16 protein-coding genes and 2 pseudogenes are annotated in these 17,799 nt (G+C 46.4%); 9 read left to right on the plus strand and 9 right to left on the minus strand.

All coding sequences use genetic code 11. The features are described from left to right. Window positions 1-55 precede the first annotated feature (55 nt). From MMY81_RS30415 to MMY81_RS30425, 3 genes are all read right to left on the minus strand, one after another. On the minus strand, window positions 56-979 hold the full coding sequence (locus MMY81_RS30415) for a hypothetical protein (RefSeq protein WP_252315768.1): 924 nt from the start codon (window positions 977-979) through the stop codon (window positions 56-58). Between the two features lie 108 nt (window positions 980-1,087). Continuing rightward, on the minus strand, window positions 1,088-2,137 hold the full coding sequence (locus tag MMY81_RS30420; protein WP_252315769.1) for an SDR family oxidoreductase: 1,050 nt from the start codon (window positions 2,135-2,137) through the stop codon (window positions 1,088-1,090). After that, window positions 2,118-2,501 carry a SpoIIAA family protein gene (locus MMY81_RS30425; RefSeq protein ID WP_252315770.1) on the minus strand — a complete coding sequence of 128 codons (384 nt, stop codon included), beginning with the start codon at window positions 2,499-2,501 and terminating at the stop codon, window positions 2,118-2,120. The genes MMY81_RS30420 and MMY81_RS30425 overlap by 20 nt, the downstream gene beginning before the upstream one ends. 152 nt (window positions 2,502-2,653) lie before the next feature. On the opposite strand from MMY81_RS30425, the pseudogene MMY81_RS30430 reads away from it, so the two are divergent. Next, a pseudogene (locus tag MMY81_RS30430) lies at window positions 2,654-3,822 on the plus strand (GTP-binding protein). 54 nt (window positions 3,823-3,876) lie between these two features. Here MMY81_RS30430 and cls read toward each other — a convergent pair. Beyond that, window positions 3,877-5,331, minus strand: a complete 1,455-nt coding sequence (cls, locus tag MMY81_RS30435; RefSeq protein ID WP_252315771.1) for a cardiolipin synthase — start codon at window positions 5,329-5,331, stop codon at window positions 3,877-3,879. A 240-nt stretch (window positions 5,332-5,571) separates the two neighbouring features. Here cls and MMY81_RS30440 point away from each other — a divergent pair, with 240 nt between their 5' ends. The 3 genes from MMY81_RS30440 (at window position 5,572) to MMY81_RS30450 (ending at window position 7,146) form a co-directional block, all read left to right on the plus strand. Continuing rightward, on the plus strand, window positions 5,572-6,207 hold the full coding sequence (locus tag MMY81_RS30440; RefSeq protein ID WP_252315772.1) for a YusW family protein: 636 nt from the start codon (window positions 5,572-5,574) through the stop codon (window positions 6,205-6,207). Next, window positions 6,152-6,361: a YusW family protein gene (locus tag MMY81_RS30445; RefSeq protein ID WP_252315773.1), complete on the plus strand. Its 210-nt coding sequence runs from the start codon at window positions 6,152-6,154 to the stop codon at window positions 6,359-6,361. The genes MMY81_RS30440 and MMY81_RS30445 overlap by 56 nt, the downstream gene beginning before the upstream one ends. A 227-nt stretch (window positions 6,362-6,588) precedes the next feature. After that, window positions 6,589-7,146: a flavodoxin family protein gene (locus tag MMY81_RS30450; RefSeq protein ID WP_252315774.1), complete on the plus strand. Its 558-nt coding sequence runs from the start codon at window positions 6,589-6,591 to the stop codon at window positions 7,144-7,146. A gap of 42 nt (window positions 7,147-7,188) precedes the next feature. On the opposite strand, the gene MMY81_RS30455 is transcribed toward MMY81_RS30450, so the two are convergent. Next, window positions 7,189-8,937: an amidase gene (locus tag MMY81_RS30455; RefSeq protein ID WP_252315775.1), complete on the minus strand. Its 1,749-nt coding sequence runs from the start codon at window positions 8,935-8,937 to the stop codon at window positions 7,189-7,191. 265 nt (window positions 8,938-9,202) lie between these two features. Here MMY81_RS30455 and MMY81_RS30460 point away from each other — a divergent pair, with 265 nt between their 5' ends. Continuing rightward, window positions 9,203-9,667 (plus strand): NUDIX domain-containing protein, encoded by a 465-nt coding sequence (locus tag MMY81_RS30460; protein ID WP_252315776.1) that lies wholly within the window; start codon window positions 9,203-9,205, stop codon window positions 9,665-9,667. A gap of 44 nt (window positions 9,668-9,711) precedes the next feature. Here the strand turns inward: MMY81_RS30460 and MMY81_RS30465 are convergent, their stop codons facing one another. Both MMY81_RS30465 and MMY81_RS30470 read right to left on the minus strand, forming a co-directional pair. Continuing rightward, window positions 9,712-10,071, minus strand: coding sequence for a SpoIIAA family protein (locus tag MMY81_RS30465; RefSeq protein ID WP_252315777.1), 360 nt, complete (start codon window positions 10,069-10,071; stop codon window positions 9,712-9,714). 94 nt (window positions 10,072-10,165) lie between these two features. Further along, window positions 10,166-10,324, minus strand: coding sequence for a hypothetical protein (locus MMY81_RS30470; RefSeq protein WP_252315778.1), 159 nt, complete (start codon window positions 10,322-10,324; stop codon window positions 10,166-10,168). A gap of 126 nt (window positions 10,325-10,450) precedes the next feature. Between MMY81_RS30470 and MMY81_RS30475 the strand changes: the two genes are divergently transcribed. The 4 genes and pseudogenes from MMY81_RS30475 to MMY81_RS30490 all read left to right on the plus strand — a co-directional run bounded on the left by MMY81_RS30475 (window position 10,451) and on the right by MMY81_RS30490 (window position 14,777). Beyond that, the gene (locus MMY81_RS30475; RefSeq protein WP_252315784.1) at window positions 10,451-10,990 is read left to right on the plus strand and encodes a DUF4256 domain-containing protein; all 540 of its coding nucleotides are present in this window, start codon (window positions 10,451-10,453) and stop codon (window positions 10,988-10,990) included. 211 nt (window positions 10,991-11,201) lie between these two features. After that, the gene (locus MMY81_RS30480; protein ID WP_252315779.1) at window positions 11,202-12,254 is read left to right on the plus strand and encodes a polysaccharide deacetylase family protein; all 1,053 of its coding nucleotides are present in this window, start codon (window positions 11,202-11,204) and stop codon (window positions 12,252-12,254) included. Window positions 12,255-12,404: 150 nt separating this feature from the next. Continuing rightward, entirely contained in the window at window positions 12,405-13,700 is a 1,296-nt protein-coding gene (locus MMY81_RS30485) for an acetamidase/formamidase family protein (RefSeq protein WP_252315780.1), read from the plus strand. A 101-nt stretch (window positions 13,701-13,801) separates the two neighbouring features. Continuing rightward, a pseudogene (locus tag MMY81_RS30490) lies at window positions 13,802-14,777 on the plus strand (ring-cleaving dioxygenase). Between the two features lie 61 nt (window positions 14,778-14,838). Here MMY81_RS30490 and MMY81_RS30495 read toward each other — a convergent pair. After that, on the minus strand, window positions 14,839-16,467 hold the full coding sequence (locus tag MMY81_RS30495; protein ID WP_252315781.1) for an L-lactate permease: 1,629 nt from the start codon (window positions 16,465-16,467) through the stop codon (window positions 14,839-14,841). A 35-nt stretch (window positions 16,468-16,502) separates the two neighbouring features. After that, window positions 16,503-17,465 carry an L-lactate dehydrogenase gene (locus MMY81_RS30500; protein ID WP_252315785.1) on the minus strand — a complete coding sequence of 321 codons (963 nt, stop codon included), beginning with the start codon at window positions 17,463-17,465 and terminating at the stop codon, window positions 16,503-16,505. Window positions 17,466-17,799 lie beyond the last annotated feature (334 nt).

A 17,799-nucleotide genomic window follows, 5' to 3' on the forward strand; every position in this document is an offset into this window, starting at 1 on the left:
TGATAGAAAACAACACAGCAGAAAACCCGCTGTGTTGTTCTCATGTTAAGCAGTATTATTCCACTTCCGCCAGCTTGACTTCACCGGTTTCGGAATCAACGATATAGGTTCCGGCCGCTGCCTGCTGGTCCTCATCCGGCTCTTTCCCTTCATCCATGATCTGATTAATCATGAATACATAATCGCCGTCTTCGTTTTCTTCAAACTGGGTGTGCAGTCTGGATGTTTCCGGGTTGTGATCATAGTACTCATACATAATATCGAACGCTTCTTCGACGCTGATGGCCGGTTCTTCCTCTTTATAGGCCATTTCTTCCTCTGCCATTTGGGCGACAATTTCATCTCCTCTTTCTTTAGAAGCCGTCTTATAATCTTCAATTTCTTGTTTTTGTTCTTCTGTAATGCCGGGCATTTCCAGAGCTTGATCAGTATAATGAGCATATGCTTCATTGGGAATAGACTCAGGGTCATCCGGATCATACATGGAATATAGGTAAGCAATCTGTTCTTCTACTTCCTCTTCCTGCTGGTTCTGAAGAGCCAGGGATTCAAGCTTTTCTTCTATGTAGGGCTCGATGGAGGGGTAATGAGCGGATGCTTGCATCGTTTCAACGGTTTCCCGCACGGACGGCCAGTTTTCCTCTACAGTATCAGCTTGAAGACTCTGCCGTTCTTCGAGAAGCTGGAGCCACTCCAATGCTTCTTCCTGATCTTCCTCGTGCGTAAGGGCCTCTTCAAAACGGGCCTGGGCTTCTGTAAGCTCTCCTTCTTCTATAAGACCCTGTCCCTCATTTACTTTTTCAGCAGCCTGTTCCTCTGAGTTATTCTCCGTATTTTCTTCTGGAGGTTCCGGCTGGACCGCTGTTTTTTCTGTACTTTCGGAAGCTGTTGATTCTTCGGGGGTTTCTTCTTCCTGACTGTTGGTATTAGAACAACCAATCAGCAGAACAGTCATCCCAATTACTATAAATTTATACATATTTATCCACCTCTTTTTCAGTATAGCACTGGAAATAAATAGGGGGAAGATTTATCTCTAAGCCTTTAACAGAAAAAAAGCCGCAGAACGGCTTTTTTTATTTCGTATCTATTTTTTCAAAAGGGTGCCGGCAGCAATGGCACCTATCCCTATTCCTGCGCCTATCATAAGGAAAGGGGAGGTGGATGCTTTCAGGTAAAGGCTGGTTGAACGTACCATTCCGGCATGATCTCCTGTTTCCTTTAGCTCTCCACCCGGTTCCCTAAGCGTATTGGCGCCCCGGACGTCCGGCTCTCTATCCAGATGCTGTGTTCTGCTGAGCAGGCTCTGGGCCATTTTGTCGTAAAAGCGGGGCATTAAATTGCCGATCAGTTCCAGCGCTTTGGCCTGGCCGCCGACAAATATATCACGTTTTGGGTGCTCAGCGGCATATAAAATAGCTTCAGCTACAGTTTCGGGAGCATACATCATCCCAACATGAGCCGGCTGCTTATCCATGTAGTTTCCGGCATGCGCATTATAAGGTGTATCGATTCTGCCCGGGTGCACAAGAGTAACGGATACCGGGGCATTTGCAGCAGCAAGCTCATTTCTTATATTCTCCGTCCAGCTGTGAACGGCAAACTTAGCGGGGGAATAGATGGACTGGAGGGTGGCGCCGGTTCCGCCGAAAAGGGAACCGATGTTAATTAAAGCACCGGCGCGCTCTCTTTCTTTATAATGAGCCACTGCTTCTTTAGAGCCATAAACGACACCCCAGAAGTCCGTATCAAATAAACGCTTCATGTCTTCAATCGGCACGTCCATTGCTTCACCGAAAATAGTAACACCGGCATTATTAACCCACGTGTCAAAACGTCCATAAGCCAGGAATACAGACTCGGTTATTTTTTTAACGTCTTCCTGCTTTCCTACGTCAGCCTGTACATACATAGCTTCCTGGCCTTTGCTTGTAAGCTCCTGCACAAGTTCTTTCAACGATTCTTCAGTTCTTCCAGCCACGGCAACCTTTGCTCCGCGGGCGGCGGCTATTCTAGCTGTGGCCAGACCAATACCGCTTGTAGCTCCCGTAATGACAATCACCTGATCCTCCAGTTTTTTCAGAGTCGGCTTCGTTTTTCCGGATATTTTATATTCTTTAATCTGTTTTGCTTTCATTCTTTTCCTCCTTTTTAATCCACGCCCAGGCTTCCGACATAGCTTCTTTATCAAAATGTTTCACGGTAATGCCGGGAAGCACGTTTCCAGCATTGACAGCGGTCTCCATCCACTTTTTATCGCTCAGCACCGCAAATTTCTGAAACTGTCCCCAGCGTTTGGCATCAAACATATTGCCTTCAATGAGTCCTTTAAGAGTCGTCTTGTCAACATCGTTAAAAATAACGAAGCCGTTAAACGGCTGATCGCGGCCAAACTGCTTTTCGACAAACGCATCGAGGTTTCTTGCATCTTCTCCGGTAATCGTTCCTTTTACTTCCACGGCCACCGTATACTTATCTTCGCTCGGAAGAAATGTAAACATTGTATCGTCTCCTCTATTTTATTAGTCTGCTTATTACAGGCGTTTCCCTCAGGGGAAATAACCAAACACCGGAAGCGGGTACAAATCGAAGAAAAACTGTGGTACACTCTTTAAATCGTAACAATTACGATTTAAATAAGGAGGAAAACAAAATGAGAAAAATACCTGTGACTGTATTAAGCGGCTACTTGGGAGCCGGAAAAACAACGATGATGAACTATATTCTTTCCAACCGGGAAGGACTGAAGGCGGCGGTTATCGTTAATGATATGAGTGAAGTGAACGTGGATGCCGCTTTAATTGAACAGGGCGGGTTCTCGCGGACGGAAGAAAAAATGGTGGAGCTGTCCAATGGTTGTATCTGCTGCACGCTGCGGGAGGATCTGCTTATTGAAGTGAAAAGGCTCGCAGGAAATGGGGATCTGGACTGCATTCTGATTGAGTCAAGCGGTATCAGTGAGCCGGTGCCGGTTGCACAGACGCTCAGCTACGTGGATGAAGAGAGCGGTATTGATCTCACATCGGTCTGCACGCTTGATACGATGGTGACCGTTGTGGATGCGGCCCGTTTCTGGAGGACTTTGGATCGGATACGCTGTTAAGCCGGAGTCAGGGAACAGATGAGGAAGACACGCGTACGATTGTAGATCTGCTCGTAGACCAGATTGAATTCTGCAATGTGCTTGTAGTGAATAAGATCGATAGTCTGCCGGAACCAGGACGTCAGCAGCTGCTGGCGCTGCTTCGTAAACTGCAGCCGGAAGCCCGTGTAATTGAAACGAATTACGGACAAGTTGCACTGAAGGATATAGTTGGCACCGGTTTGTTTGATTTTGAAGCAGCCAGTGAATCAGCGGGTTGGCTTCAGGAACTTGAACAGGAAGAGCATCAGCCGGAGACAGAAGAATACGGCATCAGCTCGATGATATACAGACGTCGCCGGCCGTTTCAGCTGGAGAGGCTGACGCAGTGGTTCGATGAACACGGACATAAAATCGCCCGGGCAAAAGGCATCGTCTGGATCAGTTCCCATAACACGCAGGCACTGACCTTGTCCCAGGCGGGAAGAAGCGTGATCGTAGAACCGGTTGCTTACTGGGTCGATGCGCTGCCGAAGGCAGAACAGACGCAGACGCTTTTGGATAATCCGGAGGTACGGGAAGAACTCGATCAGGAGCCTTACGGAGACCGGAAAATAGAAACAGTATTTATCGGCATAGATCTTGATAAAAGCTGGCTGGAAGCGTCGCTCGACACGTGCCTGCTGACGGATGAAGAAATGGCGGAAGTGAATGTAAAAGAAAAGATGACGAGCATGTGATAGTAAAAAACCTTTCACCCTAAATAGAGGGCGAAAGGTTTTTTTATGCTCAGGCTAAAGAATAGGACTTAACAGCCTGGCAAATCCTTCTCTTGCTTTTATATGCCAGGCGCGTCTATTGTATATGTCTTTTGTGAGCATGCGGCACTGGGCTGCGTCGGTTTCAAACAAGGACTCCAGCTCGAGCGCAAGCTTGTTGTTGTACACAACAGCGTTCACTTCAAAATTCAGGCGGAAGCTTCTGGCGTCCAGGTTCGTCGTACCTACAGTAGAGGTTTCACCGTCAATAACGAGTGTTTTGGCATGAAGAAAGCCGCCGTCATACAAATAAGCCTGCGCTCCGTAATCAAGCAGCTCACCCAAAAACGACCAGGAAGCCCACATCACAAAGGGGTGATCCTTTTTGCCGGGAATCATAATATGAAGCTCTACACCGGAGAGAAGTGCCATTTTGCAGGCATCAATAAAGCTTTGATCCGGAATAAAGTAGGGGGTCTGGATATAAATCTGCCGCTCCGCTCTTAAAATCATATGAATCATTGCATTCTTTAAGTGCTCGGTCCGGGAGTTCGGGCCGCTTGCCACAATCTGAACCGCCGCCGTATCTTCGATGGCATGAGGCGCAAATTCAAACCATTCTTCCGGCTCCGGACGTCCAGGGCCGGCATAGTGCCAGTCCATAATAAACCGCTCCTGAATCTGGTAAACAGCATCCCCTTCCAGGCGAAGATGTGTATCGCGCCAATAGCCGAATTTCTCTGCTTCTCCAAGATACTCCGTCCCCACATTGAAGCCGCCGATATAGCCGATTTTCCCATCAATAATGCAGAGCTTGCGGTGGTTGCGGTTGTTAATCCGAAGATTAATATACTTAAACCATGAAGGGAAAAAGACGCGCACTTCTCCTTTATAGGAAGCAAGCTCTTCAAAATCGGAGGATCTCAGGTGCATCGAACCGATGCCATCATATAGAATCCGGACTTTTACACCTTCTTTAGCTTTGTCCGTTAAGATATTAAGAAGCTTTTGTCCGAGAGGATCCCGTTTAATAATGAAGTATTGAATATTAATCTCCGAGCGGGCCTGCTTCATATCCTCCATCATCTTATTGAACTTCTGATTGCCATCGTGAAGCAGGGAAATCCGATTATGAAAGCTGATCAGGGCTTTGCTTCCGCGAAGGTTCATCGCAGCGAGCGAATCGTATTTTGAGCTGGAATGAACCTTCATCTTCGTCTCGGGTTGGGTAGCATTCAGCTGTTGCAGCTGGGTTTGAATATGGCCGGAATGATAGGCCTGTTCCTCCTGGGTCAGACGGTAGAAATTTTCCTGTTTCATCTGCCGTCCGAGAAACAAATACAGCAGAAAGCCGATAATAGGCAGAAAAAACAGGATGAGCAGCCAAGCCCAAGTAGAAGCAGCATCCCGGCGTTCATTAAAGATAAGAAAAACAGCCAAGGCCAGATTAATGACTAAAAGAATATTTAAGCTCCAGGAAAACCAGTCCATTCTTATATCTCCTTTATGAGTTATCTCTTACTAGTATTGTATTCTATTTATAACAGATGTGACTTCTACTATTCATTGATCTTTTTTTCTCATTATATTCTAATCTTTATCTCATGACAGACTAATCCTGAAAAGATACGATACACCTATACAACAAAAGGGGGTATTTTATATGAAAAAAGCAATTGTAGGATTATCGGCTGTTTTTCTATTGGCGCCTGCGGAGATGAAGTCGTAGAAATGGAAGAGGAGTCATCAGGCAGTGAAGAGCAGGCTGGTCAGGAAGAGTCATCTGAATCGAATGATCAGACCGGTCAGGAGAACTCCAACGGCGAACAAGAGGACTCATCAGAGCAGGTAGATTCCGCGGGTGAAACAGAAGGTCAGGCCGCCGGCGTATACTTGTTTGACCTTCATCTTGAATTCTTAAATGATGAAGAGTGGGAATATGAATATGAGCTCGATGACAGCGACGATATGGAAATCGATCGGGATGGGGAAGAAACGATTTTAGGAGACGATGCGGCAGCAGAAATTGAAGAGCTGCTTGGCCAAATCAATATTACGACCGATCGGCCGTTGATGGACATGAAGCAGGAAGTATTGGAAGCACTTGATGTATCCGAAGACGAGCTGGAGGACATGGACCTGGAAATTGAGTATGACGGTGGAGAGACGATTGAATTTGATCACGAAACCGCAGGTGGAGGAGATCCTGGTTCTGTACGGGAGCTGGACATGGATATCGACTTGACCAATGGAAACAGCTGGGAATATGACTATGAAGCAGATGATCCAGAAGCGGAAATAGAGCAGGGCGATGGAAAGAGAAATAGAAGGGCAGGAAGCTGTATCGGAAGCAGAAGCGCTGCTTGACAACATTTCCATCACAATGGACCGCTCCATTGATGAAATGAAGCAGGAAGTGCTAGATGAACTCGATCTGAACGAAGAAGATGTCCAGGATTTTGATATCGATGTGGAATACGAGAATGGAGAATCTGTTAAATTTAAGCATGATAAAGAATAAAAAAATGTCCTGCAGGACGGCAGCTGCCTTTCTGTAGGCTTTTTTGCTGTACAAAAGGCAGACAAAAGGTTAACAAGACTAAAGAACTAAAATACATTTATAAAATAAGTAAAAATACCTATAAAATAAACTAAAAAAGAGCAAATTATCCGAATAAATGGTAAAATAGAAAAATAGATAAAGAAAAATATTTAAAAAGCAGATGGGGTAAAAAAGGAGGAAAGGTATTGAAAATCAGTGTAGTTTACGGAAGCTCCGTACCGAATGAGAATGAAGAAATGCTGACTCAGTATGTTATTAAAGGGAAACCGGAAGTAACAGAAATTCATTTGAGAGATTATCATATGAAGAGCCGTGACCAAATATACGAACCCCTGAAAAAGGATGAGTATAATCAGATTATTGACCAAATGATAGAGAGTGATGTACTGATACTTGCCACTCCTATGTACTGTTATGGAGTGTCCGGCCTTATGAAGACCTTTGTCGACCGATGGCCGATGGTTGATGAAGAGGATCCTTCCAGGAACTTTATGGAGGCTATGCGTGGAAAACAGGTCTATTTGATCATCACAGGTGAAGACTATCCTCACAAAAAAGCATTACCGATCATTCAGCAGTTTAAATACATCTGCCGGGCCGCGGAAATGGATTTTAATGGCTACTTAATTGCCGAAGCAGGAGTCACGGAAGATGTTGAAAAGAATGAAGTGGCCATTAAACAGGCAGAATCATTGGGACGGCTTCTTGCTCGTAAAGAGCAGTCAAATGAATTAACCTCGTAAAAAAACCTCCGAATCCGTATGCACGGGTCGGAGGTTTTTCATTTAGGCGTTTTGGTGACGACGTCTGCTTCTCATCCACAGGAAACCGCCAAGTCCCGCTGCAGTAAGTCCACTTATTAGCCATGCTGCGTAATGGGAGGCTGTTTCCGGAAGCGCGCCGCCTTCCTCGACGGTAAGTTCGGATGCTTCCCGGTAATCAGTGGCCTGTTCATAATCATACGCCATACCGAGGAGGTCGGCTTCACTCCAGTTTTCTCCGAAAAACGCAAGGGAGAATGGAGAACCGCTCTCATAATAACCGGCCGGTACGGTTACAAGCGGAAGGCCGCTGATATTAATTTCCGGTACTGTCGTAGCTTCGATGTTGGATTCCTGATCGGCCAAGGCTGGTATCTCCTCTGACATCTGTGGATAGACAAAACCATCGAGATCCTGTTCTTCCATCACGTCGGTTATAATCTCTACGTATTCTGCTTTAATGTCTTCAAATTCACTTTGGTCGGGCATCGTTTCAGGATCTTCCAGTGTGCCTTCAAAATCAACGCCGCGTTCCAGTAAATTGCTGAGCGGTCCTTCTTCTGTCCAGGGAACTTCTCCGGCTTCGTCAAATACCTCGTTTACGTTTAAGGACTCATTGCCGGGATCCAGATCCTGAAGGTAATTATTTAAGTCGTAAATGAATGCGTCATAGCCGACGTTACCGGCTTCTTCAGTAAATGCAGCAAATCCGCTTCCTTCAAAAGGATCGCTGATTACTTCGGCTCCCTGGGCTTCCAGTTCCGTGACAGAACGATCATACAGCATCTGCGTTTCTTCGCTCAGCTCCCCGTCCTCACGCCATTCAGCTCCATACAGTCCTATTCTTTTTCCTTCCAGAGCGTCTTCATCCAGCGCCGCCGAATATCCTTCCTCCGGCACATTACCGGCAGCGGCTTCCGTTTTTGGATCACCGTCGTTTTCTCCAGCAATAACGTCCATCATTAAAGCAGCGTCTTCCACGGTTCGGGAAATAGGGCCGAGAACATCGCGTGTGCCGCCTGCAAGAGGGGTAACGCCTGTAGTCGGTACAAGGCCGAAGGTTGGCTTAACGCTTGCTAAAGACTGGGCGGCGGCAGGATTCTGAATGGATCCGCCGGTTTCTTCTGCAATTCCCATCATGGCAAAGTTACCGGAAACAGAGGTAGCGGTACCACTGCTGCTTCCGCCGGGCGCCAGCCGTGGATCTACAGCATTAAAGGTATCTCCGGCCCAGCTCGTAGAAGCATTCGTACCGGAGGCGCTGAATGCGGGTATGTTTGTTTTTCCAATAATAATAGCACCGGCTTCTTTTAGGTCTTCTATAATTGGGGCGTCCGAGGTAGGAGCAAGTCCTATGCCGCCTGCTTCTTCACTGAGAGGAGCCCACCCGAAAGTAGTGGGAAATCCTTCTACATCGACTGCTTCCTTAATAACAATCGGCACGCCGGCAAGCTCTCCAAGAGGCTCCCCGTTTTCACGCATGCTGTCTATTTTCTTTGCTTCCTCGAGCGCATCAGTGTTCATAAAGGTAAAAGCATTGTACGTATCTTCATAGATGGCGATTCGGTCTAAGTAGGACTGTACGACTTCTTCAGAGGAGTATTCTCCGGATTCAAAGCCCTGCTTTAACTCAGCAGCCGTAATTTCCTCAAGTGGAAAAGCTTCTTCTGCAGAAGCAGTGGAAAGGGGACTGAAAGCGACGGAAGCGCCAAAAGCAGCCGCTAAAGCGGTAAGAGAGGCTTTTTTAGCAAACACATTAACTGGTTCTTTCATCAAATCACGTCTCCTTTTCGTATAATAAGTAAAAGCATGCTGCCTTTTTATCCTATTTCGGGATTCGAAACAGTACAAGCGAACTGTAAGAAAACCGGACAGTCTTTTTAGCAGATAAAGAAGATATATTTATTAAAAATGTAATTTTCTTTAAGGTCTATTTATTTATATTTTCTTTCTTATGATTTAATTATTATGAAAAAGAAGGAGTATACGAAAGAATATGGAATGTAGGAAAATGAATAATAAATGGAGGGGAAAGTGTATGGATGCATCGGATTACTATGAGAGCCTGCGGGCCAAGGTAGGGGCAGAGCTGATATATGTGCCGAGTACAGCGGCGGTTATTCGAAACGAAAACAATGAAATTCTGTTCCTTAAGGCAGAAAACGGGGAGTGGGACCTTCCTACAGGAGCAATGGAACCCGGAGAGACGCCTTCTCAATCATTAATTCGGAAAGTATGGGAAGAAACGGGTCTGAATATCCAGCCGATTCAGCTGCAGGGAGTGTTTACCGGGAAAGATTTCAGACATACATATGAAAATGGCAATCAGGTAGAGTATGTCATGCTTTGTTTTGAATGTGTGGTGCGGGGCGGACGTCTTGATGCAGGAGCGTTGGAAGCAGGGAATCTCGCTTATTATTCCTCCTGTGAAATTCCACAGCTTGTGCTTCCTTATCCGGATTCGCTCTTTGCTGATTTTGATCATTCCGCTTCTTTTTTCTAAGTATAAAGAACCCCCTGCCTATAGCAGGCAGGGGGTGTTCTGTTTTAGGATTCCTGAAGCCAGCTCCAGGCTTTATCGGTTTCATCCTTATCGAAATGTTTCATGGAAAGTCCGGGAAGCAGGCCGCCTGCTTTTGTCGCAAATTTCAGCCATGTTTTGTCGCTGAGAATAGCGAACTTATCGAACTGGTCCCGCCGCTTTTGGTTAAATGTGCTTCCTTCCACCACTTGTTTCAAAGAAGTGCGGTCCACTTCGTTAAAAACAACAAACACGTTAAACGAGCTGCTGCTGCCAAAATGTTCTTCTACGTGGTGGTCAAGCTGTTGTGCGTCTTCTTCTGTTACGGTTCCTTCAATCTCTACAGCAATCGTAGAGGGATCCTCTGTATAAAGCAGGGTATACATAGCAAAATCTCCTTCTATCTTGTTCTATCTATTAGTATTTCCGAATCCACTGAAGAATAAACAAAAACAGCTTAAATAGCAACTATAGAAGGATTTATTCTCCGGCTTTTTTTCGTTTCCGCCAAAAGGAAACATCAATCCAGGCGTTGATCAAAAAGACCGCAGCAATATACAGGACATTGGAATAAACCAAAGCGCAGGCGATCCCGGCAATCATAACAGCAAGTTTCAGTTGAAAAGGCTTTGTGGTCATAAAAAGCCCTCCTTTACGTATAAGGTAAGCATAAACGAAATAACAAATTTCGGCTGGAAATGTGATTTTGGCAGTATAATAAAAGAAAAAGGAGTGTCTATCTTGAGCGCAGAAAAAGAGTTTTCGATGGAGCAAAGCGAAGAACTGCTGAGAGTGCTGCAAGACCGTTTTGAGAAGCATATGTATAGACATGAAGGAATGGACTGGAATGCTGTACAGACAAAATTAAAAGCAAATACTAAGAAACAATGGTCGCTGTATGAAATGGAAAAAACGGACGGTGAACCGGATGTCGTTGACTATGACAGAGACACAAACGAATATCTTTTTTATGATTGTGCAAAGGAGAGTCCCAAAGGACGTAGAAAAATATGCTATGACCGGGAAGCATTAGACGCAAGAAAAAAGTACAAACCGGAAAACAGCGCGGTGGATATGGCAGAAACGATGGGGATTGATCTTTTGACAGAAGAGCAGTACCGGCATCTGCAGCGTCTGGAGAGTGTAGATTTAAAAACATCGAGCTGGATAAAGACGCCGGCAGCCATTAGAAAGCTTGGCGGGGCGCTCTTTTGCGACTGCCGCTATGACACTGTTTTTGTATATCATAACGGAGCAGACTCCTACTATACCGCAAGAGGCTTCCGTGGTTCATTAAAAGTATAAATAAACGTGGAACGTTTCAGGGGTCAGCCTCAACAGGCGGCCTCTTTTTTTATATAAACGCCGGCAGATTTTTATTATAAAAAAACCAAAATATACATACAATATATCCGCCGATGGGAGTATAATAGAACTACATAATAGATATAGGTATATACTCTTTATTACATATGCTAATGCCCCTTAGCATAAATAATAGAAGAGGTGAAGGGTCATGGTTACGAAGCTGTTGAAGGCCGCTGCGGTATTCTTCCTGCTGTTTGTTACCCTTTTTTCGTTTACACCTCCCGTCGATGCTGCCAGCTCTCAGTATGTGACAAAAGGAAACACATCAAGCAAGGTTGTGGCGTTAACATTTGATGATGGAGCGGACGGGACAAATATTCCTAAAATTCTGAACACTTTGTCCGCAAATAATATCAAATCCACCTTTTTCCTGACCGGATCAGGAACGAATCATCATCCTCAGGCTATTCGTAATATAGCTGCTCAGGGGCATGAGCTGGCCAATCATTCCTACACTCATCCGGATTTCACCAAAATCAGTGCGGCTCAGATGAAAAATGAGCTCAGCCGGACTGAAACCATTGTGAAAAACACCACAGGCAAATCGACAAAGCCGCTGTTCCGCGCCCCGTTTGGCTCTACTAACGCTTCTGTTTTAAAAGCAGTTGGAGATGCAGGGTACACCCACACTATCCACTGGAATATTGATACAGTGGACTGGAAGGGCAACTCCAAAACAGACATTACCAACCGTGTTGTTAAAAACATTGTACCAGGCTCCATTGTACTGATGCATACCGGCGCAGGCGCGTCCGGAACTCCTGGAGCACTGCCTGAGATCATCAAGCAGCTCAAAGCAAAAGGATATAAGTTCGTTACTGTATCCGAACTGCTTAAATTAAAAGCTTCCACTCCACCTGCTGGTACTGGCACCACCTATACTGTGAAAGCCGGCGACACGCTTTACAGCATTGCGAACCGGTATAAAGTGAGTGTTTCCCAACTGGCGAGTGCGAATAAGCTGAGCAATGCGAATGTGATCCGTATCGGGCAGAAGCTTATTATTCCCGGCAAAGCAGCCGCTCCTGCTAAACCGGTCCCAGCCCCAGCTGCTACGGTAAAACACACCGTTAAATCAGGAGACACGCTCTACAGTCTCTCCCGTAAATACGGTACTACTGTCACTAAAATCAAAACAGCCAACAAAATAGGAAGCAGCAATATAATCAGCGTTGGGCAGGTTCTTACGATTTCTAAATAATAGATTGTCCTGTCCAGAAACGGACAGGACTTTTTTTGTTCCTATATAGAATGTTTTTTTAAAGAAAGGACTATTCATCACAGAAGGCGAATAAGTAATAATAGTTACTTTTCATTATGAAACTACTTTTGGCAGAAGGAGCGGGTAGGGATGAAAGCAAAACAAACAGTATACGTGAATGAATTTACAGATGGGGTACTGGATCCGGCAAGAGAGATGGAATACCGGGTAAAAGACGGCGGACACATTATCGCGAACACGGCGCCCGGGTGCTGGGGGCCGATGATTACACCGGCTCTTCGCGGCGGGCATGAAGTAACAAAGCCGGTTTATGTAGAAGGCGCAGAAGCAGGAGATGCCATCGTCATTCGAATTCAATCCATTAAAGTAACCTCGGCGGCAACGGCATCGGGAAATGATAAACCAGTGGACGGTCGTTTCGTAGGGGATCCTTTCGTAGCAGTGAAGTGCCCGGGGTGCGGAACGATGAATCCGGAGACGACGATTGACGGCATTGGCCAGACTGCTATCCGCTGCAATACGTGCGGCGAGGACATTACTCCATTTGTCTTTACGAACGCCTATACAATGGCCTTTAATGAACAGAAAACGATGGGGGTGACGCTTCCGCAAGAAGCAGCCGAGAAAATTGCAGGGCGGGCCAAAGAATATATGAACACCCCGGAAAACTCGATACAAAATCCGGTTGTTACGTTTGCGCCCCACGATCTGGTTGGGGCGATGGCACGGCTGCGGCCCTTCCTCGGCCAGCTTGGCACTACGCCTTCCCGGGCGCTGCCTGACTCTCACAACGCAGGCGATTTCGGCCAGTTTCTCATTGGGGCTCCTCATGAGTTTGCGGTAACAAAAGAAGAGCTGGAGGAACGTACAGACGGTCACATGGATATTAACCGGGTGCGGGAGGGAGCAGTAGTGGTCTGTCCTGTAAAGGTGCCGGGTGGAGGTGTATATCTGGGTGACATGCATGCCATGCAGGGGGACGGCGAAATAGCCGGCCATACGACAGATGTTTCCGGTATCGTTACTCTTGAAGTGCATGTAATGAAAGGATTGGCGATTGAAGGACCGGTACTGCTGCCGGTCACAGAGGATCTTCCTTATCTGGCCAAACCATTCAGTGAAAAGGAGAAGCAGGAGGCGCTGGCGTTAAGCCGTGAATGGGGAGTGGCGGAGCTGGAAGAATCCTATCCGATTTCGTTTGTCGGAACAGGTGCGGATTTAAACGAAGCCACAACCAATGGCATGGAGCGTGCTGCTAAATTGTTCGGCATTGAGGTGCCGGAAGTGATGAACCGCTCGACTATTACAGGATCAATTGAAATCGGACGCCATCCGGGGGTTGTAACGGTAACGTTTCTGGCTCCGCGTGCTTATCTGGAAATGAATGGCCTGCTGCCTCTTGTGAAAGAACGGTACAGCAGTTAAGAGGAGCCTCCGGGCTTCTTTTTTTCAGGTCTGATTTATTGGAAGAAGAAACCGGGTAAGGTACTATAGAGAACGGATAGATAAATAAGGAGCTGAACCCGATGAAAGAATTAACAGGAATGCATCACGTTACAGCGATTACGAGCAGCGCGGAGAAAAACTATGAGTTTTTTACGTATGTGCTTGGGATGCGTCTCGTCAAAAAGACGGTGAATCAGGATGATATTAAAACGTACCATCTATTCTTTGCAGATGATAAAGGAACAGCAGGTACCGATATGACGTTTTTTTGATTTTCCAGGAATTCCGAAAGGGCAGCACGGAACAAATGAAATTGCCAAAACGTCCTTTCGGGTTCCGGATGATCAGGCGCTTGATTACTGGGTACAGCGTTTTGACCGTCTGGAAATCAAGCATCATGGCATAAAAGAGCGTTTTGGAAAAAGAGATTGATTTACAGATTTCGATGACCAGCAGTATGAGCTCGTTTCCGACGAAAATAATGAGGGTGTATCTGCAGGCGTACCATGGCAGAATGGACCCATTCCGTTAGAGCATGCGATTACCGGACTGGGACCGATTTACGTAAGAGTAGATAATGTGAATCAAATAAAAGAAGTATTGGAAAAGGTCTTGTTGTTCCGGGAAACCGAGCAGGACGGCGCTTTTCACTTATTTGAAACAGGAGAAGGCGGCAATGGAGCCCAGATCATTGTGGAATATAACGTCGTTCTTCCGCCGGGCCGTCAGGGGTATGGGACGGTCCACCATGCGGCGCTCCGTGTTGATGACAGACCGGCGCTCGAAGAATGGATCGGAAGGCTCGATCAATTCGGATTCCAGCACTCCGGCTATGTGGACCGCCACTTCTTCGAATCCCTGTATACGAGAGTCGCACCGCAGATTTTATTTGAATTTGCGACAGACGGTCCTGGTTTTATGGGAGACGAGCCATACGAAACGCTTGGAGAAAAGCTTTCACTTCCGCCTATGCTTGAACCAAAACGGGAAGAAATCGAAAAAATGGTACGTCCGATAGACACCGTACGCAGTACAAAAGAATTCACAAAAGAATAAACAGCAAAAAGAAGCGGGAATGTATTCCGCTTCTTTTTTTATTCGTCATGTATCCTGCGTTTTACGTGGTAAAGAGGAAGGAAAGAACAAAAGTGAATACACAGACAACAAACAGTAAAGCTAGACTGTAGCGGAGGGTGAATTTAAACAGCTCCGACTCTTTGCCGGTCTGTTGAACTGCTGCAGCTGCAATAGCAATGGACTGCGGGGAAATCAGTTTTCCCATAACGCCGCCGGCTGTATTAGAGGCAAGCAGAAGCGCCGGGCTCGTGCCAATCTGGTTGGCCGTTACGACCTGAAGGCTTCCAAACAGAGCGTTGTTATTCACGACAGAGCCGGTCAGAAATACGCCGATCCAGCCGAGTACAGGACTCACAAACGGAAAGAACATGCCTGTATTGGACAACGCCAATCCCATGGAGGCGCTGAGTCCTGCATAGTTCGAAAGGTTTGCAAAAGCCATAACGAGACAAATCGTCAGCACGGGAAGCCACAGCTCTTTAATCGTCTTTCCCAGGACCCGCATGGTTTGAAAGCCATTGAGCGATGGGAAGAATGTGCTTGTCAGCAGAATGGAAACAAAGATCGCGGTTCCGGTGGCAGACAGGAGATTTACGCTCCATACGGCATCCATAGCCGTTTCAACGGCGGCAATAGGAGGCAGCTGCATGACCTGCTGGTGAAGAGCCGGCATCTGTATGGCGAATGTAGTGAAAGCGAATCGGCCGCCTTCCGCAAACAGCGCCTGAAAAGAAGGCAGGCTCCATACGGCAATAACCGCGGTCAAAATATAGAAAGGAGACCAGGAAACGACAATCTGTTTAAAGCTGTAGTGTGCTTTTTCAGGCAGTTCTTCTGCACCTGGTTCGCGGTAAATTGTTTTAGGCTGCCATGTACGAAGAAACAGAGCGAGTGCGACCATACTGATCAATGAGGATAGAATATTGGCAAGCTCCGGTCCCATAAACACGATGGTTAATGTCTGTGCAATCGTATACGTACCGCTTACGACAAGCAGAGCGGGGAGAACTTCCATGACTCCCTTCCGGCCGTTTAGAATAAATATAAGGATAAAGGGCACGGCAAAGCTGATGCCGGGAAGGATCCAGGCGAGCATACGGGAGAGTTCCAATGTTTCCATTCCTCCGACCTGAGCACCTGTAATAACAGGAATACCGATGGCACCGAACGCCCCGGAGGCGGCATTGGCGATCAGGCAGAGACCGGCTGCTTTTAAAGGCTTGAAGCCGAGTGTGACGAGAAGGGCCGCGCTGATAGCAATCGGAACACCAAACCCGGCAGCTCCTTCTAGAAAAGCATTAAAGCTGAAGCCGATCAGCAGAAGCTGCAGGCGGTGGTCCTGGGAAATGTTGGCAATACTGCCGCGGATAATATCAAATTTACCGGTTTCCACTGCAATTTTATACAGCCATACCGCCATAATGACAATATAGCCGATTGGCCAGAGCGCGCGGCCGAAGCCGAGCAGCACCGAAGACAATGCAGTAGACACCGGCATGTCGAAAAATAAAATAGCAATACCGGTACATACAGCAAGCGAAAGGGCGGCAGCGTAGACGCCCTTCATTTTGAAAACGGTCATCGCAAGCAGAAATAAAAGAATAGGAAGAAACGCGATCAGCGCGCTGATCCATTCATTGCCAAAAGGGTCATACTGCTGGTACCACATGGAAGGTCATCTCTCTTCTGTAATCTGTAGTGTGATCAGGTAGTAAGATTTTTAACAGCTGGTTCGAGTGTATCCTTCAGTGTCTTCATGCTGTGGTCAAACTGCTTTTGTTCTTTTTCGGTAAGCGCAAGCTGCACAACCTCACGAATGCCCTGGCGGTTGACGATCGTCGGCACACCGGCATAGACGTCCTTTGCTCCGTATTCTCCATCAAGGTAGGCACTTACGGTAAGAATGCAGTTCTCATTGCCTAGAATCGCACGGGTGACACGGGCCAGACTCATCGCAATGCCGTAGTAGGTAGCGCCTTTTTTCTGAATAATATGGTAAGCGGCATCCCGGACATTTTCGAAAATTTTATCCAGATCCTCTGCTTTGTATGCGGGATTGGTTTTTAGATACTCAGTGATTGGAACGCTGCCGATCGTTGCGCTGCTCCATACGGGAAGCTCGGTATCGCCGTGTTCTCCGATCACATCGGCATGGACATTGCTTGCAGATACATTGAAATAATCGCTTAAAAGAAATCTGAATCTGGCAGTGTCAAGGGTTGTACCGCTTCCTATTACACGGGAAGCAGGGAACCCGCTGAACATTTTCACGGCCTGGGTAAGGATATCTACCGGATTGGTGGCAACGAGAAAGATACCATCGAAATGATTTTCCATCACTTGATCCACCAGGGTTTTAAAAATTTTCATGTTTTTTTCCACGAGATCAAGCCGTGTTTCGCCAGGCTTCTGATTGGCTCCTGCGCAGATGCAGACAATATCTGCGTCCTTGCAGTCGCTGAAATCGCCGTACCATGTATTTGTTGGAGAAGGGGCAAACGCTTTTCCGTGATTTAAATCCATCACGTCCCCGATCGCTTTTTCCTTGTTTACATCAATAATGACCAGTTCCTCGGTAATTGCCTGATTAATTAGAGCAAAGGCATAGCTGCTGCCGACAAGACCTGCGCCAATAAGCACCACACGGTTTACTTTTTCTTTTTTCATCGTATTCATCTAAATCACTCCTCATCGTTTCTTATGTGAATTACTTCACAAGTTAATTGTGCATTACTTCACAAACTTTTGCAAGGGCTTTTTTGAATTTATTGTCTTTTTGATAAAAGTGTTAAAAAACAGGCGAATAGTAAAAGAAAAGTACGGCTCCAATAGAGATCCGTCTCCTTTTAGATAGGAAATGGGTTTGTTGGGCGAGAGAAAGAAGGAAGAATGCTGCTGGCTTAAAAGTAACACAATGTTTAGAAAATTCATATCTAATCATAATTATAAGAAGCAGAAAAGCCGCCTGGATGCCCGGACGGCTTTTGCTATGAAGCGGGAG

The organism is Sinobaca sp. H24, from assembly GCF_023845525.1.

What these genes read in the sequence shown, in the direction of transcription:
- MMY81_RS30420 (WP_252315769.1), bottom strand. Translation starts at nt 2,137, where the DNA reads ATGAAAGCAAAACAGATTAAAGAATATAAAATATCCGGAAAAACGAAG.
- MMY81_RS30415 (WP_252315768.1), bottom strand. Translation starts at nt 979, where the DNA reads ATGTATAAATTTATAGTAATTGGGATGACTGTTCTGCTGATTGGTTGT.
- MMY81_RS30475 (WP_252315784.1), top strand. Translation starts at nt 10,451, where the DNA reads ATGGAGCAAAGCGAAGAACTGCTGAGAGTGCTGCAAGACCGTTTTGAG.
- MMY81_RS30455 (WP_252315775.1), bottom strand. Translation starts at nt 8,937, where the DNA reads ATGAAAGAACCAGTTAATGTGTTTGCTAAAAAAGCCTCTCTTACCGCT.
- MMY81_RS30460 (WP_252315776.1), top strand. Translation starts at nt 9,203, where the DNA reads ATGGATGCATCGGATTACTATGAGAGCCTGCGGGCCAAGGTAGGGGCA.
- MMY81_RS30470 (WP_252315778.1), bottom strand. Translation starts at nt 10,324, where the DNA reads ATGACCACAAAGCCTTTTCAACTGAAACTTGCTGTTATGATTGCCGGG.
- cls (WP_252315771.1), bottom strand. Translation starts at nt 5,331, where the DNA reads ATGGACTGGTTTTCCTGGAGCTTAAATATTCTTTTAGTCATTAATCTG.
- MMY81_RS30465 (WP_252315777.1), bottom strand. Translation starts at nt 10,071, where the DNA reads ATGTATACCCTGCTTTATACAGAGGATCCCTCTACGATTGCTGTAGAG.
- MMY81_RS30445 (WP_252315773.1), top strand. Translation starts at nt 6,152, where the DNA reads ATGGAAAGAGAAATAGAAGGGCAGGAAGCTGTATCGGAAGCAGAAGCG.
- MMY81_RS30485 (WP_252315780.1), top strand. Translation starts at nt 12,405, where the DNA reads ATGAAAGCAAAACAAACAGTATACGTGAATGAATTTACAGATGGGGTA.
- MMY81_RS30495 (WP_252315781.1), bottom strand. Translation starts at nt 16,467, where the DNA reads ATGTGGTACCAGCAGTATGACCCTTTTGGCAATGAATGGATCAGCGCG.
- MMY81_RS30500 (WP_252315785.1), bottom strand. Translation starts at nt 17,465, where the DNA reads ATGAAAAAAGAAAAAGTAAACCGTGTGGTGCTTATTGGCGCAGGTCTT.
- MMY81_RS30425 (WP_252315770.1), bottom strand. Translation starts at nt 2,501, where the DNA reads ATGTTTACATTTCTTCCGAGCGAAGATAAGTATACGGTGGCCGTGGAA.
- MMY81_RS30480 (WP_252315779.1), top strand. Translation starts at nt 11,202, where the DNA reads ATGGTTACGAAGCTGTTGAAGGCCGCTGCGGTATTCTTCCTGCTGTTT.
- MMY81_RS30440 (WP_252315772.1), top strand. Translation starts at nt 5,572, where the DNA reads ATGGAAGAGGAGTCATCAGGCAGTGAAGAGCAGGCTGGTCAGGAAGAG.